At 73.9% G+C, this 15,565-nt stretch carries 8 protein-coding genes and 1 pseudogene; 7 read left to right on the top strand and 2 right to left on the bottom strand.

Annotation, left to right across the window (positions count from 1 at the left end):
* Positions 1 to 95: 95 nt before the first annotated feature.
* The 6 genes and pseudogenes from AQJ58_RS12935 (at position 96) to AQJ58_RS12910 (ending at position 11,524) form a co-directional block, all read left to right on the top strand.
* The gene (locus tag AQJ58_RS12935) at positions 96 to 2,936 is read left to right on the top strand and encodes a protein kinase (RefSeq protein WP_067249068.1); all 2,841 of its coding nucleotides are present in this window, start codon (positions 96 to 98) and stop codon (positions 2,934 to 2,936) included.
* 176 nt (positions 2,937 to 3,112) lie between these two features.
* A complete protein-coding gene (locus AQJ58_RS12930; RefSeq protein ID WP_067249064.1) occupies positions 3,113 to 5,005 on the top strand; it encodes a serine/threonine-protein kinase in 1,893 nt (630 codons plus the stop codon).
* Positions 5,006 to 5,064: 59 nt separating this feature from the next.
* Entirely contained in the window at positions 5,065 to 6,858 is a 1,794-nt protein-coding gene (locus AQJ58_RS12925) for a serine/threonine-protein kinase (protein WP_067249062.1), read from the top strand.
* Between the two features lie 145 nt (positions 6,859 to 7,003).
* Positions 7,004 to 7,765 (top strand): annotated as a pseudogene (locus AQJ58_RS12920) (serine/threonine-protein kinase); the annotation flags it as partial.
* A gap of 172 nt (positions 7,766 to 7,937) precedes the next feature.
* Positions 7,938 to 9,695 carry a succinic semialdehyde dehydrogenase gene (locus tag AQJ58_RS12915; protein ID WP_079078893.1) on the top strand — a complete coding sequence of 586 codons (1,758 nt, stop codon included), beginning with the start codon at positions 7,938 to 7,940 and terminating at the stop codon, positions 9,693 to 9,695.
* 47 nt (positions 9,696 to 9,742) lie between these two features.
* Positions 9,743 to 11,524, top strand: a complete 1,782-nt coding sequence (locus tag AQJ58_RS12910; protein WP_067249058.1) for a GMC family oxidoreductase N-terminal domain-containing protein — start codon at positions 9,743 to 9,745, stop codon at positions 11,522 to 11,524.
* Between the two features lie 85 nt (positions 11,525 to 11,609).
* Here the strand turns inward: AQJ58_RS12910 and AQJ58_RS12905 are convergent, their stop codons facing one another.
* Positions 11,610 to 12,662, bottom strand: a complete 1,053-nt coding sequence (locus AQJ58_RS12905) for an LPXTG cell wall anchor domain-containing protein (RefSeq protein ID WP_067249056.1) — start codon at positions 12,660 to 12,662, stop codon at positions 11,610 to 11,612.
* Positions 12,663 to 13,351: 689 nt separating this feature from the next.
* A complete protein-coding gene (locus AQJ58_RS12900; RefSeq protein ID WP_067249054.1) occupies positions 13,352 to 13,633 on the bottom strand; it encodes a chorismate mutase in 282 nt (93 codons plus the stop codon).
* A gap of 324 nt (positions 13,634 to 13,957) precedes the next feature.
* Between AQJ58_RS12900 and guaA the strand changes: the two genes are divergently transcribed.
* Entirely contained in the window at positions 13,958 to 15,538 is a 1,581-nt protein-coding gene (gene guaA, locus AQJ58_RS12895; RefSeq protein ID WP_067249051.1) for a glutamine-hydrolyzing GMP synthase, read from the top strand.
* Positions 15,539 to 15,565: the final 27 nt, after the last annotated feature.

Here is a 15,565-nt window from a genome sequence, read left to right as displayed (position 1 = left end):
GCGGACCGTGTGCATCCAGCTCCGTGGCCGGATACGGCTGCAACGGGTCGTACGGTGAACGGATGTGACCGACCGGGGCGGCCGGGGGAGGCCATGTGGACGACTACGCGGGACGGGTTCTCGCCGACCGCTACCGCCTGCCGCTGCCCCCCTCCGACGAGTACGAACTCACGGAGACCCGGGCCTTCGACACCTTCAGCGGCCAGGAAGTCCTGGTTCGTCAGGTCCCGTTGCCCGAGGTCGTCGAGGCCGAGGTGCTCGACGCCGGGGGGCTGCCCGAGGGGTTCACGGCGCGTGAGCACCCGGGCGGCGCCGGGCGCCGCCCCGGCGCACGCGCGGGCGCGAGCACCCGGCAGCCCGCCGATCCGGTCGTACGGCGTGCCGTGGAGGCCGCGCAGGCGGCCGCGGGCATCCCCGACCACCCCCGGCTCGACCAGGTCTTCGACGTGTTCGCCGACGGCGGTTCGCTGTGGATAGTGAGTGAGCTGGTGGCCGCCCGGCCGCTCGCCGCGCTCCTCGCCGAGCAGCCGCTGACCCCGTACCGGGCCGCCGAGGTCGCCTCCGACGTGCTCACGGCCCTGCGGGTGCTGCACGCGCACGGCTGGGTGCACCGCAACATCACCGCCCGCACCGTCCTCGTCTGCGACGACGGACGGGTCATGCTGACCGGCCTCGCCGTCGGCGCGGCGGAAGAGGCGCTGTGCGGCTACGACCCGGTGCCGCAGGAGGAACCGGGGACCGGCGCGGCCCTCCAGGCGTCCCCCGCCACGACCCCGCACCCCGCGGCACCGGGCGCTGCCGGGGAGCCCGGCGGGCCCGCGGGCACGGGCCGTGTGCCGGGCCGTGCGCCAGGGAGCGCCGGTGGGACTTCGGGTGCTTTCGCCGGAGGCACTTCGGGTGGTTTCGGCGGAGGGGCCTCCGGTGGGACCGCCGGTGGTTTCGGCGGAGGGGCCTCCGGTGGGACCGCCGGTGGATTCGCCGGGGCGCCCCCGGGTGCACCCGCCGCTGGCGCACTCGGGGCTTCGGGCGGCGGGTCCGTGGGTGGCGCCGGGGCCGAGGACCCCGAGGCCGCGCGGCGGGCCGCCATCGAGGCGCGGGCGGCCGGTGGGCTGCCCGGGCCGGCGGGTGAGCCGGCGACCGGCGCCGGGGCGTCGGGCGAGGTCGCCCGACGGGCGCCCCTGGAGACCGGCGGGGACATCCGCGCCGCGCGCGCCGGGGCGATCGCCGCCTACCGCGCGGGCGCCCGCGCCGCCGCCCGCGTCCAGGAGTCCCAGCAGAGCGGCCGCACCGCCCTGCCAGGGGCCCGCACCCCCGCCGAGGACGACCACGGCCCCGTGACCGCCTCCCCGTACGGCGCATCCGGCACGAACACCGCGCTCCCCGGCGGTGCCACCGGCACCCCGCACGCCCTGAGCGGTACCACCGGAGCCCCCTCCGGCCCGCCCGGACAGATCGCCGACCCCTACGGCGTACGAGGCGCCCCCGCACCGCACACCGCACCGGGCCCGGCGCCCGCCCCCGCCGCCGGCGGGTATCCGTCCGTCCCGGCGACCGCCGGGCAGCCGCCCGTCCCCGTCCCCGTCCCGGCCCAGCCCGGCACAGTGGCCGGTGACGGGCGCTCCGGGGCGCGTTGGGGCGATCCCGTGGCCACCGGCGCGCCCGGCCACGGCGTGCGCCGGGGCCCCGCGACCGCGCTCGCCGCCGAGCGCGCCCGGCAGGCCCGGATGGCGGTCGTCGGACCCGTCACCGAGCGCTGGGCACCCGAACAGGCCGGACCGGTGCACGAGAACTGGCAGCTCGCCGCGCCGATCGGCCCCGCCACCGACCTGTGGGCGCTCGGCGCGCTGCTCTTCCGGGCCGTACAGGGACACGCGCCCTACCCGGAGGAGTCGACCGCGGAGCTGGTGCAGATGGTGTGCGCCGAGCCGCCCGCCTTCGCCGAGGAGTGCGGACCGCTCAGGCCGGTCGTGGAGTCGCTGCTGCGTCAGGACCCCACCGAGCGCCTCGACTTCGAGGAACTGCGCGGCTGGCTTCGCTCGCTGGTGCGCTCCGCGCCCGAGCCGGAGGCGGGCACGTACGTCGTCGCCACGCCACCCACCGACCCGCGCCGGCTGCCGATCGTGCGCCGCAAGGGCGAGCTGGTGCGCAGACGACGCGCCGGGCTGCCCGCCCCGCACGGCCGCCACAAGCGGGCCCGGCAGGACCCGGGCCGCTCCCCGCGCAGCCTCGGCCGCACCCTGCTGGTGCTGATCCTGCTGCTGCTGGCCGGGGCCGTCGCCTACGCCGTCCTGTTCATGCCCAAGGCCGGCGAGGACGGCGCGACCGCGACCGGAGGCACCCAGAACACCGGGGCCACCGCTTCCGCGAGCGCACCCGCCGGTCGGGCCCCCGACGCGAGCAGCGAGCCGCGGCCCGACCAGACCTCGCCCGGCGGCGGGAGCAGCGCGGAGGCCACCGAGACCCAGACCGGCTCCGACACGGACGCCGCCGACGGCTTCACCCTCCGCGAGGACACCGCCGGTTTCCGGATCGCCGTCGCCGACGGCTGGAGCCGCACCGGCAAGAACGGGCGCGGCCAGATCGTGTACTCCCACGGCGACTTCGAGCTGATCGTCGTACCGGGGCGGGACAGCGCCTCCGCCAACGGCGGCGACCCGATGGTCTATCAGCGGGAGAAGGAGAGCGAGCTCCAGCCGTACCGCGACTCCAGTTGGGCGACCGCCTCCGGGCTGCGGACCACGACCGTGGGCACCCGCACCATGGCGGAAGGGCAGTTCACCTGGTCCGACGGCGGCCGCGAGCTCTACGTCCGCAACCTCGCGATCCTCATCGACGGCCGCTACCACGTCGTCCAGGTGCGCGGGCCCGAGGCCGAACGGGACGAGGTCACCCGGCTCTACGAGCAGGCGGCGGCCACGTACCGGTACACCGGCTGAGCAAGTCCGTTCGGCCGTCGGGCGGGTGCGGGCGGCCGCGGTCCGGCCGGTTCCCGGATCGTCACGGAAGCGACAACCGTCACAGTGCTGTCTCCTTGGCACCCCCCTGGTTCCCCGGAGGCATCCCGGTCTTTACGCTGAGCCTGTCAAGAGCATTGCGGGGCAACGTGAATCAGATGCAGGGCCTGCTCCTCGCGGGCCGCTACCGGCTCGCCGACACCATCGGCAGCGGTGGCATGGGTCGGGTGTGGCGGGCGCACGACGAGCTGTTGCACCGTGCCGTCGCGATCAAGGAGCTGACCGCCGCCCTCTACGTCACCGAGAGCGACCGGCCGGTCCTGCTCGCGCGCACCCGGGCGGAGGCGCGCGCCGCGGCGCGGATCAACCACTCCGCCGTCGTCACCGTGCACGACGTGCTCGAACACGACGGCCGGCCGTGGATCGTGATGGAGCTGGTCGAGGGCCGTTCGCTGGCCGACGCCGTCAAGGAGGACGGCCGGATCGAGCCGGCCGAGGCGGCCCGCATCGGTCTGTGGGTGCTGCGCGCCCTGCGCGCCGCGCACTCCGCCGGAGTCCTGCACCGGGACGTCAAGCCCGGCAACGTGCTCATCTCGCACGACGGCCGGGTCCTGCTCACCGACTTCGGCATCGCGCAGATCGAGGGCGACACGACGATCACCCGGACCGGAGAGGTCGTCGGCTCCGTCGACTACCTCGCCCCGGAGCGCATCCGTGGCAACGACCCGGGCCCGTCCTCCGACCTGTGGGCGCTCGGCGCGACCCTGTACACGGCGGTGGAGGGGCGCTCGCCGTTCCGCCGCACCTCGGCCCTGAGCACCCTTCAGGCCGTCGTGGAGGACGAGGCCGCCGAGCCGCAGCACGCCGGCCCGCTCGCCCCCGTCATCGCCGCCCTCCTGTGCAAGGACCCGGCCGGCCGGCCCTCCACCTCCGCGGCCGAGCAGCTCCTCGCCGAGGCCGCCGAAGGGCGCCGCCCCGACGCGGCGCAGGCCTTCGTGCCCACGCAGTACGGCGGACCGGGCGGATACACCAGCCCCGGCCGCACCCAGGGCCCGGACGCGTACGGCGGACCCGACCGCGGGACGAGCGGCACGGGGTCGTCCTACCCGGCGTACGACTCGGGGGCGCAGCACGCCTCCGGGGCGCAGTACGTCTCCGGGGCGCACGCCGGGCCGCCCACGGGACCCGGGAGCCCGGCGGGACCCGGTTCGGCACAGGCGTCGACGCCCGTCCCCGGCGGCACCGGCCCGACCGCCGCCGGCCTCCCGTACTCCGGCAGCGGCCTCCCGTACTCCGGCACCGGCTCCGGTCCCGTGCCCCACCCCGGGCACTCGGGCCCCGTCCACCTCGGCCCCGTCCCGGCCGCCGCGCCCCCGCGCCGCCGGCTGCGGACGCTGGCGCTGGTGGTCGTGGTCGCCGCGCTGGTCGGCGGGGGGACCGCCGTGGCGCTCCAGAACTGGGGCCGGAGCCAGGAGGACGCCGGCGCGTCCACCGCGCCCCAGGACACCGTGCCGCAGGACTCCGCCTCGTCGAGCCCGTCGGCCGACGTGAGCCCCGGCAGCCAGGGCGGCGTGCCCAACTCCTGGACCGAGGTCGACGACGAGCTGGGCTTCGGGCTCTCCCTGCCCGACAAGAGCTGGAAGCGGTCGGTCTACCAGGACGACGGCGACCTCAAGCAGGTCGACTACTCCCCGGACGGCGGCAAGCACTTCGTCCGGATCGCGCTCGACACGTCGCCCGACTACAACGACCCGTACGCCCACCAGAAGGACCTCCAGGCACAGCTCGAGCGGCTGGTGGACTACACGACGGTCAAGCTGGAGAAGAACCTCTACCGCGACCGCGACGGCTCCGAGTGGGAGTACACCTGGACCGCGCTGGCCAAGGACTCGGCGTTTCCCGGGCCGCGCCGGGCCGTCGAGGAAACGTACATCGCCCGGGACGGCTCGGAGTACGTGATCTACATGTCCTCCCCGGCGAACGACTGGGCCACCACCGCCAAACAGTTCAAAGCCGTACTGCAGAGCTGGCGGGAACCCGGCGCCTCGTGACGGGGGGTTGGCCGGTCGGCCACCCGGAGCGGGGACATCCGGTGGGGCATCATGGGCCCATGGGGACCGAGGGGGACGCCGTCCGCGTCATCGCGGGCCGCTACCGGCTCGAGGCGAGGCTCGGGCGGGGCGGCATGGGCGTCGTGTGGCGTGCCACGGACGAGCTGTTGGGACGGCGTGTCGCGGTCAAGGAGCTGATCCAGGACGACACGCTCTCCGCCGAGGAGGCGCGCGGCCGCCGCGACCGGACCCTGCGCGAGGCCCGCGCGGTGGCCCAGTTGAGCCATCCGCACATCATCGTCGTGCACGACGTCGTCGAGGACGACGAACGGCCGTACATCGTCATGGAGTTGATCAAGGGGGGCTCGCTCGCCGACCGGATCGCCGGGCACGGCCCCCTGGCCCCCGAGGAGGCGGCCCGGATCGCCATCGCCCTGCTCGGCGCCGTGCGCGCCGCGCACGCGGCCGGGGTGCTGCACCGGGACATCAAGCCGGCGAACGTCCTGCTGGAGGACGACAGCGACCGGGTCGTCCTCACCGACTTCGGCATCGCGCAGGTCGCGGGCGCCACCACGCTCACCGAGACCGGCTCCTTCGTCGGCTCGCCCGAGTACACCGCCCCGGAGCGGATGTCCGGTGCCCGCACCGGCCCCGAGTCCGACCTGTGGTCGCTGGGCGCGCTGCTGTGCACCGCGCTGAGCGGCGAGTCGCCCTTCCGGCGCGACTCCCTCGGCGGCATCCTGCACGCCGTCGTGTTCGCCGAGATCCGCACCCCCGCCGAGGCCGCCCCGCTGCTGCCCGTCGTTCGGGGGTTGTTGGAGCGCGATCCGGAACGGCGGCTCGCACCGGCGGAAGCGGAGCGGCTGCTGCGCGCCTTCCTCGACACCGGGCGTACGCCGGAGCCCGTGGGCTCCGGGTACACCCCCACCCGGGAGGATCTGCCGGCCCGCTCCCGGGCGACCGGGAGGTTCCGGCGGCCGCCCGCGCGGTCGGACCAGCCCCGGCAGCCGGAGGAGTCACGGGGGGAGCAGTCCCGGCCGTCGGAGCGGACCGGGCCGGGAGCCGAGCACACCCGGCCGGACCCGGAGTCGCCGGCCGCGCGGGAGCGTTCCTCGCGGGGTGTGCTGATCGCCGCGCTCCTGGTCGCCGCGATGGCGGGCGCGGGCGTGTCCGCGGCGGCGCTGCTGGTGAACCGCGACGGCGGCGCCGACTCGCCCACGAGCCACGCCAGTTCCGCGCGTCCCACGGGACATACCGGTTCCACCGGGTCCCCGGGGCCCACCGGGTCGGCGTCCCGGGACACGACGGGCCCGGGCACGGGTCCGGCCGCCGGCGGCTCGGCGAGCCCCGGCAGCACCCCGTCCGCGTCGGCCTCGGGCGGCGCGAGCCCCGCCTCCGACGAGCGCCCCAGCGCGCCCTCCGGCTACCGCGTCGCCGACGACCCCGCCGGGTTCGCCCTCGCCGTGCCGGAGGACTTCACCCGCGCGCCGCAGGGCGAGCGGGTCTTCTACCTGTCCCCGGGGCAGACCTTCCGGCTCGGCATCAAGGTCTCCGCCCCGCAGTCGGGCGGCCCGCTGGGCGTGATGCGCCGCGCGGCCGCCAAGGGGCCCGACACCAACCCGGGTTACCACGACGGCACGGTCACCGAGACCACCCACGACGGGGACCCCGCCGCCCTCTGGCAGTTCACCTGGGACGGCTTCAGCGCGGCCGAGGGCCCCCGGCACACCTACGACCTGTGCTGGGAGGAGCGCGGGCGGCTGTACGACGTGTGGGTGTCGGCCCCCGTCGGGAAGGTGCGGGAGGCACGGGAGTACTTCGACGTCGCGGTCGACACGTTCGTGACACGGTAGGTGCCGTTCTCCGGTGGAAACCGGCCTGCCTGGCGCGATAGGGACGGACCCATGAGCCGGCACGGGGGTGTCGGAGACGAGTCCGCGGACATCCGTGGGCCTCGGCGGACGGCTTGGAGGCGGGTGCTCGTGGTAGTCATGGGGCATGAGTGACGACGGCGCCCCGATAGGCGTCAACGACCTTGTCGTGGCCGGGCGTTACCGGCTGCTCGAACGGATCGGCTCCGGTGCCACGGGCACGGTGTGGCGGGCCCACGACGGCCTCCTCGACCGCGAGGTCGCCGTCAAGCAGCCCCGGCTGCCCGGCGACCCGGGGGACGAGGACCGCCGCAGGGCCGCCCACCGCCTCCACCACGAGGCCCGGGCCGCGGCCCTCGTCGACCACCCCTCCGCCGTCGCCATCCTCGACGTGGTGGAGGAGGACGGCGCGCCCGAGGCGGCCGGCGACGGACCGCCGTGGATCGTGATGGAGCTGATCCGCGGCGAGTCCCTGCACGAGACGCTCGCCCGCGGCCCCCTCGACCCCGCCGAGGCCGCCCGCATCGGCCTCGCCGTCCTCGGTGCCCTGCGCGCCGCGCACGCCGTCGGCATCGTCCACCGCGAGGTGAGGCCGGCGAACGTCCTGCTCGGTTCCGACGGCCGGGTCGTCCTCACCGGCTTCGGCCTGGCCGCCACCCCGGAGCCGCCCGCCGGCGCCCTCCCCGGTTCCGCGGACTTCGCCGCCCCCGAGCGCAGGGCGGGCCGCGCCGCCGGTCCCGCCTCCGACCTGTGGTCGCTCGGGGCCCTGCTCCGTGCCGCCGTGGCGGACACCGGCCCGCTGGACCCGCTCGTCCGGCGGCTGCTCAGCCCGGACCCGGCCGGCCGGCCGGAGGCGGCACAGGTCGCGGCGGAGCTGGAGGCGGTGGTCACGGCGTCCCGCGCCTCCCTGGAGCTGGAGAGCCGCTGAACCGCGCCGTGCCCCGATCGGTGCCCTGATCAGCGGCTTCGTTGCCAGTGGCCACTGGCGTCATGTGGACGGTCGGTGAATCCCCGTTACCCGCGGGTACCCAAAGTCCTCCCCGCGGCATACCCTGCGCGTCATGACGGACTCGCAGGCCCCGGACAGCAGCGGCACGACGAACACGGCAGGCACGACGACCACAGCCGGCGCGACGACCCCGGCAGATGCGGCACATACGGCGGCAGCAGGTACGGCAGCAGGTACGGCCGGTACGGCAGGTACGGCAGCCACGGCGGCAGCCACGGCCCCGGCAGGCACCAACCCCGTCGCCCCCGCCCCCGCAGGGGTCCGCACCGCCGCCGACGTGGTCACCCCCCAGCTCGTGGCCCAGCTGACCAAGGGCGTCGTCGGCTCCGGCCGCACCGCGAACCACACGCCGTTCACCGGCGAGAAGCTCGCCGACCTGCCCGAGTCCACCCCCGAGGACGTGGTGAAGGCCTACGAGGCGGCCCGCGCCGCCCAGGCCGTGTGGGCGCGGACCCCCGTACGGGAGCGCGCCGCCGTCCTGCTCCGCTTCCACGACCTGGTCCTGGCCCGTCAGGCCGAGGTCCTCGACCTCATCCAGCTGGAGACCGGCAAGGCCCGCCTGCACGCCCACGAGGAGGTCCAGGCCGTCGCGGTCGCCGCCCGTCACTACGGCCGCCGGGCCGCCGCGTACCTGCGCCCCAAGCGGCACGCCGGCGCCGTGCCGACCCTCACCAAGGTCACCGAACTGCGCCACCCGCGCGGCGTCGTCGGCCAGATCGCCCCCTGGAACTACCCCCTGGAGCTCTCCGTCGGCGACGCGCTCCCCGCCTTCGTCGCGGGCAACGCGGTCGTCATGAAGCCGGACACGGAGACCTGCCTGACGGCGCTGTGGGCCCGTGACCTCCTCATCGAGGCCGGTCTGCCCGCCGACGTCTTCCAGGTCGTCCTCGGCGAGGGCCCGGTCGTCGGCCCCGAGGTCGTCCGGCACGCCGACTACGTCTCCTTCACCGGCTCCACCCGCACAGGGCGTGAGGTCGCGCAAGGAGCCGCCGCCCGGCTGGTCGGCGTGTCCCTCGAACTCGGCGGCAAGAACGCCATGCTGGTCCTCGACGACGCCGACATCGAGAAGGCCGCCGCGGGCGCCGTCCGCGCCTGCTTCTCCTCCGCCGGCCAGCTCTGCATCTCCATCGAGCGGCTCTACGTCCACGAGTCGGTCGCGGACGCCTTCCTGGAGCGCTTCGCCACCCGTACCCGGGGCATGCGCCTCGGCAACTCCCTGGCCTACGGCGCCGACATGGGCTCCCTGGTCGGCGAACGCCAGCTGGAGACCGTGACCCGGCACGTCGAGGAGGCCGTGGCCAAGGGCGCGAAGGTCGTCGCGGGCGGAGTGGCCCGCCCCGACATCGGCCCCTACTTCTACGAGCCGACCATCCTCGACGGCGTCACCGAGCCCATGGCGGTGTGCGGCGAGGAGACCTTCGGCCCGGTCGTCTCGATCTACCGCTTCACGACCGACGACGAGGCGGTCGCCCTCGCCAACGCCACGCCGTACGGCCTGAACTCCTCCGTCTGGACCAGGAACGCCCGCCGCGGCGCCGAGGTCGCCGCCCGCCTGCGCACCGGCACGGTCAACGTCAACGAGGGCTACGCCCCCGCCTACGGCAGCGTCCAGTCCCCGATGGGCGGCATGAAGGACTCCGGCCTCGGCCGCCGCCACGGCGCGGAGGGCATCCTCAAGTACACGGAGGCCCAGACGGTGGCCCAGCAGCGGCTGCTGCCGATGGCGCCGGCGCTGGGGATGGACGACGAGAAGTACGCCGCGTTCATGAGCGCGAGCCTGCGGGTGATGAAGGCACTCCGGCTCGGGTAGCCGACCTACCTCGTACCCCCCGCACGGACACGCGAAGAGGAGCAATCGTGCCCCAGGACACCTACGACTACGACGTCCTCGTCGTGGGCTCCGGCTTCGGCGGTTCCGTGACCGCCCTGCGCCTCACGGAGAAGGGCTACACGGTCGGCGTCCTGGAGGCCGGCCGCCGCTTCACCCGCGAGAACCTCCCCAAGAACTCCTGGGACCTCAGGAACTACCTCTGGGCCCCCAAGCTCGGCTGCTACGGCATCCAGCGCATCCACCTCCTCGGCAACGTCATGGTCCTGGCGGGCGCGGGCGTCGGCGGCGGTTCCCTGAACTACGCCAACACCCTCTACGTCCCGCCGAAGGCCTTCTTCGACGACCCCCAGTGGCGGGACATCACCGACTGGCAGGAGGAACTGAGCCCGTACTACGACCAGGCGCGCCGCATGCTCGGCGTACGGCTCAACCCCACGACCACCCCCTCCGACGTGCACCTGAAGGCGGCCGCCGAGCGGATGGGCGTCGCCGACACCTTCCACCTCGCACCGGTCGGCGTGTTCTTCGGCGACGGCGAGGACGCGGACGGCGCCGCGCGGGCGAAACCGGGCGAGCGGGTCGCCGACCCCTACTTCGGCGGCGCGGGCCCCGACCGCAACGCCTGCACCGAGTGCGGCGAGTGCATGACCGGCTGCCGGCACGGCGCGAAGAACACCCTCAACGAGAACTACCTGTACCTCGCCGAGCGGGCGGGCGCGGTCGTCCACCCGATGACCACGGTCGTGTCGGTCACGGACGACTCCCAGGGCGGGTACGCGGTGGCGACCCTCCCGACCGACGAGCGCCGCCGCGCCGAGGGCCGCACCTTCAAGGCCCGCCGGGTCGTCCTCGCGGCCGGCACCTACGGCACCCAGAGTCTGCTGCACCGCATGAAGGCGAACCGACAACTGCCCTACCTGTCCGACCGGCTCGGCGAGCTGACCCGGACCAACTCCGAGGCGCTGGTCGGCGCCCAGACCGACGACCGCCGCTACCGCCGGGCGACCGGCGCGCCGAAGGCCGACTTCACCCGCGGCGTCGCCATCACCTCCTCCATCCACCCGGACGAGAACACCCACATCGAGCCGGTCCGCTACGGCAAGGGCTCCAACTCCATGGGCGGCCTGTCCATCCTCCAGGTCCCGTACGCGGAGGGCTCCTCCCGGGTGGCCGGCTGGCTCGCCCACGCCGCCCGGCACCCCTTGCTCGTCCTGCGCTCGCTGTCCAACCGGCGCTGGTCGGAGCGGACCATCATCGGCCTGGTGATGCAGTCGCTGGACAACTCGCTGACGACGTACCTGAAGCAGACGGGCGTCGGCAAGGGGCTGCTGACGGCCCGCCAGGGCCACGGCGCGCCCAACCCGAAGCAGATCAGGGCCGCTTCCGAGGCGGCAACCGCGCTCGCCGCCGACATCAACGGCTTCGCCGGCTCCAACGTGGGCGAGCTGATGGGCACCCCGCTCACCGCCCACTTCCTCGGCGGCTGTCCGATCGGCGACTCCCGGGAGACCGGGGTCATCGACCCGTACCACCGCCTCTACGGCCACCCCGGCATCTCGGTCGTCGACGGCGCCGCGGTCTCGGCGAACCTGGGCGTCAACCCCTCCCTCACGATCACCGCCCAGGCCGAGCGGGCGATGTCGTACTGGCCGAACAAGGGCGAGGCGGACCCGCGTCCGGCGCAGGGAGCGGCGTACGAGCGCCTGAAGCCGGTGGAGCCGCGGACCCCGGCGGTCCCGGCGGAGGCGTTCGGCGCGCTGCGCCTGCCCTTCCTGGGGATGCCGGCGGTGCCCCCGAAGAAGCCGTAGGACCCGGCAGGCCGTCGGCGGGCAGGCGAAAGGGACCTGCACCCCCCTCCGAGCACAGGTCCCTCTCGCTGTACCGGGCGGCGCCTTACGCGTGCGCGCCGGTGGTCCTGCGGCGCCGGACCGCGACGACCGCTCCCGCACCGGCGAGGACGGCGACACCGCCGACCAGCCCGATGACGGGGAGCGAGGAGTCGGAGCCGGTGGAGGCGAGGGCGCCGTCGATCGGCCTGGCGCCGCCCTGGGCGCGGGTGCCGTCGTCGGTGTCGGGCTTCTGGCCGTTCGGCTCGGCGTCGCCGACGTCACCCGCGTCGCTGCCGGCGGCGAGGATCTTCACGTCGTAGAAGTCGCCGTTGCCGTGGCAGGTGGCGTCCTTGCCCGCGTAGATCGCCTCGCTCAGTGCGAACGACGAGCCGGCCGGGGCCGACGCCTTGACCTTCACGCGCAGGTCGAGCGTGCTGGAGCTGTGCTTCTCCAGGGTGTCGAGCAGTCCGACGAAGGAGCCGGTGACGTTGACCTGCTTGCCGTTCTCGTCCTCGTAGGAGTCCTGGAAGCCGTCGGTCCACTTCCCGTCCTCCTTGACCTGGATGACGGCGAGGCCCTCGGACAGCCAGGCGTCGTTGTCGTCGCCGTACTCGAGGAACGCGTCGATGTAGACGTTCGTCAGGTCCTGGTCGGAGTCGTTCTTGACCTTGAAGGTGAAGTCGTGCCAGCCCGAACCGGCCACGATCTTGTTCGGCAGTCCCTTGATCTGCGCGGTGAGGTTCTCGTCCAGCTCGAAGGCCTTGCAGTCCGTGAACGGGTCGAAGGGCTTCTCGCTCGCGGACGCGCCCGCAGAGGCGCTCGCGGAGGCCGAGGCGCTCGCCGAGGAGGAGGACTGCGAGGCCGAGCCGGACGGGGAGCCGGAGGCGCTGCCCGTCTGCGACGGGGTCGCCGAGGGAGAGGTGGTGGCGGACGCGGAGCCGGACGGGCTCGACGTGTCCACGGCGTCCTGGTCCGGCGCGGCGGCGGTCGCGGACCCGGAGGCTCTCGCCGACGGCGAGGCGGACTCCTCTGCGAACGCTCCCGGCGCGGAGAGCAGGGCGAGCGGCACCATGGCGGCTGTCGCGGCGGCGGTGAGGAGAGTCCGGCGGAGCTTCATGAAGACCTCGGGAGATCGACTGTAGGGGGAGGTCTTCTGCGAATGCGGGGCGCAGGCGTGACCCTTGTGTCGCCTGGTGTGACCCGTGGGTCCGGTGAATCGTTGTCCTGACTTCACAAGATTCTTATGTGATCTGCATCACTCATCCTGGGGCGGTGGGTACGACCTGTGGCCGCGGGTACGACGAAGGGCCCCGCGGGGCGGATCCGCGAGGCCCTTCTTTCGTCAGCACCGGCGTCAGGGCAGCGCCGGTGCCTGGGAGGCGGCGCCGGGGGATTGCGCCGCACTAGTGGTCTGGACCTCTGAAAGTCGTCCGGGACACAAGCTGGACAAGAGCGTCGGCCGGGACGGGACGAGGAGCGGTGGGGGCTTTGTCTGCATCGTGCTGGATGAACGCGGCGCCCGCAACCTTTCGACCCGGTTCTTGTGCATCTTTGCCAAGTCCGCCGGTCGGCCCCGGGCGTCCCCGAGGCCGACCGTTCTCTTGGGTGACCGGGCTGCTGTCCCCTGCCGTCCGGTCACTTACCTGGAGCGAGGTCCCACGACGCACGGCACGATCCGTCCGCCTCATCGCTCCAGTGAGCCACGCGTGGTACTTCCGGGCCCGCACCTGGCTGGAACGGACACCGGGACCAACGAAACGGACCCGGCGGCGGTCACGCGCCGTACGGGTGAGACGGCGCCCGAACTCAGATACGACCCCGGCACAGCTCCAGCAGGGTCATCGCGAGGGCGGTCCCGGGCTTGCCCAGCGCCTCCCTGTAGTGGCCGAGCACGTCCATCTCGCGGGAGAGGTTCACGCGCCGGCCGCCGGAGGTGATGCGGGCCTCCTGGATGACGGCGGACACCGCCGCCCGTTCCTGGATCAGCCCGATGATCCGGTCGTCGAGGGCGTCGATGCGCTCCCGCGCACCGGTGATCACATCGGCGGCCTCGGGGGTACGGGCGCCGGTCACGTCGAGGGCGGTCATGGGGACTCCTGGTGGGGTGGGTGTCGGGTGGGCCCCGGACCGACAACCCCGGAAAACGCCAGGCGCCCCGGACCTTGTCGGCCCGGGGCGCCTGGGAAGTCGCTTGTCAGTTGCTCAAGCAGCACGACCATGGCAGCCGGTGGGCCGGTCGCCATAGGTAAAGAGGAAGGTCGGAAGCTTGCGCATGGAGGGGAGTATGCCACAGCCGCCCACGCGGTGCCCGAGGGCCGGGGGCGGAGCCCCCGGGGGACGGGACCGTTCGGACGGCCGCCTCGGTAGAATCGGCGTACACACAGACCCCCGCCCCACCGCCGGAAGGCCCCCGTGTCCACAGCGACTCCCGCTGCCACCGCCCCCGACACCGTCCTGGTCGTCGACTTCGGCGCGCAGTACGCCCAGCTCATCGCCCGCCGAGTCCGCGAGGCCCGGGTCTACAGCGAGATCGTGCCGAGCACCATGCCGGTCGAGGAGATGCTCGCCAAGAACCCGGCGGCGATCATCCTCTCCGGCGGCCCCTCGTCCGTGTACGAGGAGGGCGCCCCCCGCCTCGGCCGCGAGCTGTTCGAGGCCGGCGTCCCCGTCTTCGGCATGTGCTACGGCTTCCAGCTGATGGCCCAGACCCTCGGCGGCACGGTCGACAACACCGGCTCCCGCGAGTACGGCCGTACGGATCTGCACGTCTCCCGGACGTCCTCCACCCTCTTCGAGGGCACCCCGGCCGAGCAGCACGTATGGATGTCGCACGGCGACGCCTGCTCCGCCGCCCCCGAGGGCTTCACCGTCACCGCGTCCACCGACGTCGTCCCGGTCGCCGCCTTCGAGAACGACGAGAAGAAGCTCTACGGCGTCCAGTACCACCCCGAGGTCATGCACTCCACGCACGGCCAGCAGGTCCTGGAGCACTTCCTCTACCGCGGCGCCGGCCTGAAGCCCACCTGGACCACGGGCAACGTGATCGAGGAGCAGGTCTCCGCGATCCGTGAGCTGGTCGGCGACAAGCGCGCCATCTGCGGTCTCTCCGGCGGCGTCGACTCCGCCGTGGCCGCGGCCCTCGTCGCCCGCGCCATCGGCGACCAGCTGACCTGCGTCTACGTCGACCACGGCCTGATGCGCAAGGGCGAGACCGAGCAGGTCGAGAAGGACTTCGTGGCCGCGACCGGCGTCAAGCTGGTCGTCGTCGACGCCGAGGAGCGCTTCCTCACCGCGCTCAAGGGCATCTCCGACCCCGAGGAGAAGCGCAAGACCATCGGGCGCGAGTTCATCCGCGTCTTCGAGCAGGCCCAGGCCGAGATCATCGCGGACGAGGGCCCGGCGGTGGAGTTCCTGGTCCAGGGCACGCTCTACCCGGACGTCGTCGAGTCCGGCGGCGGCACCGGCACCGCCAACATCAAGTCCCACCACAACGTCGGCGGCCTCCCCGAGGACCTGGAGTTCAAGCTCATCGAGCCCCTCCGCAAGCTCTTCAAGGACGAGGTCCGCATGGTCGGCCAGGAGCTCGGCCTGCCGGAGGAGATCGTCCAGCGCCAGCCCTTCCCCGGGCCCGGCCTCGGCATCCGGATCGTCGGCGAGGTGACGAAGGAGCGGCTCGACCTCCTCCGCGACGCCGACGCGATCGCCCGCGAGGAACTCACCGCCGCCGGCCTCGACCGCGACATCTGGCAGTGCCCGGTCGTCCTGCTCGCGGACGTCCGCAGCGTCGGCGTCCAGGGCGACGGCCGCACCTACGGCCACCCGATCGTGCTGCGCCCCGTCTCCTCCGAGGACGCCATGACCGCCGACTGGTCGCGGCTGCCGTACGACGTCCTCGCGAAGATCTCCACCCGGATCACCAACGAGGTACGGGACGTCAACCGCGTCGTCCTCGACGTCACCTCCAAGCCCCCGGGCACCATCGAGTGGGAGTAGGTCCCCGGGACCGGCATCCGGTCCCTC

Origin of the sequence: Streptomyces sp. DSM 15324, from assembly GCF_001514285.1 — a bacterium.
GTDB lineage: Bacteria > Actinomycetota > Actinomycetes > Streptomycetales > Streptomycetaceae > Streptomyces.
This window is presented reverse-complemented; position numbering and strand designations above follow the sequence as displayed.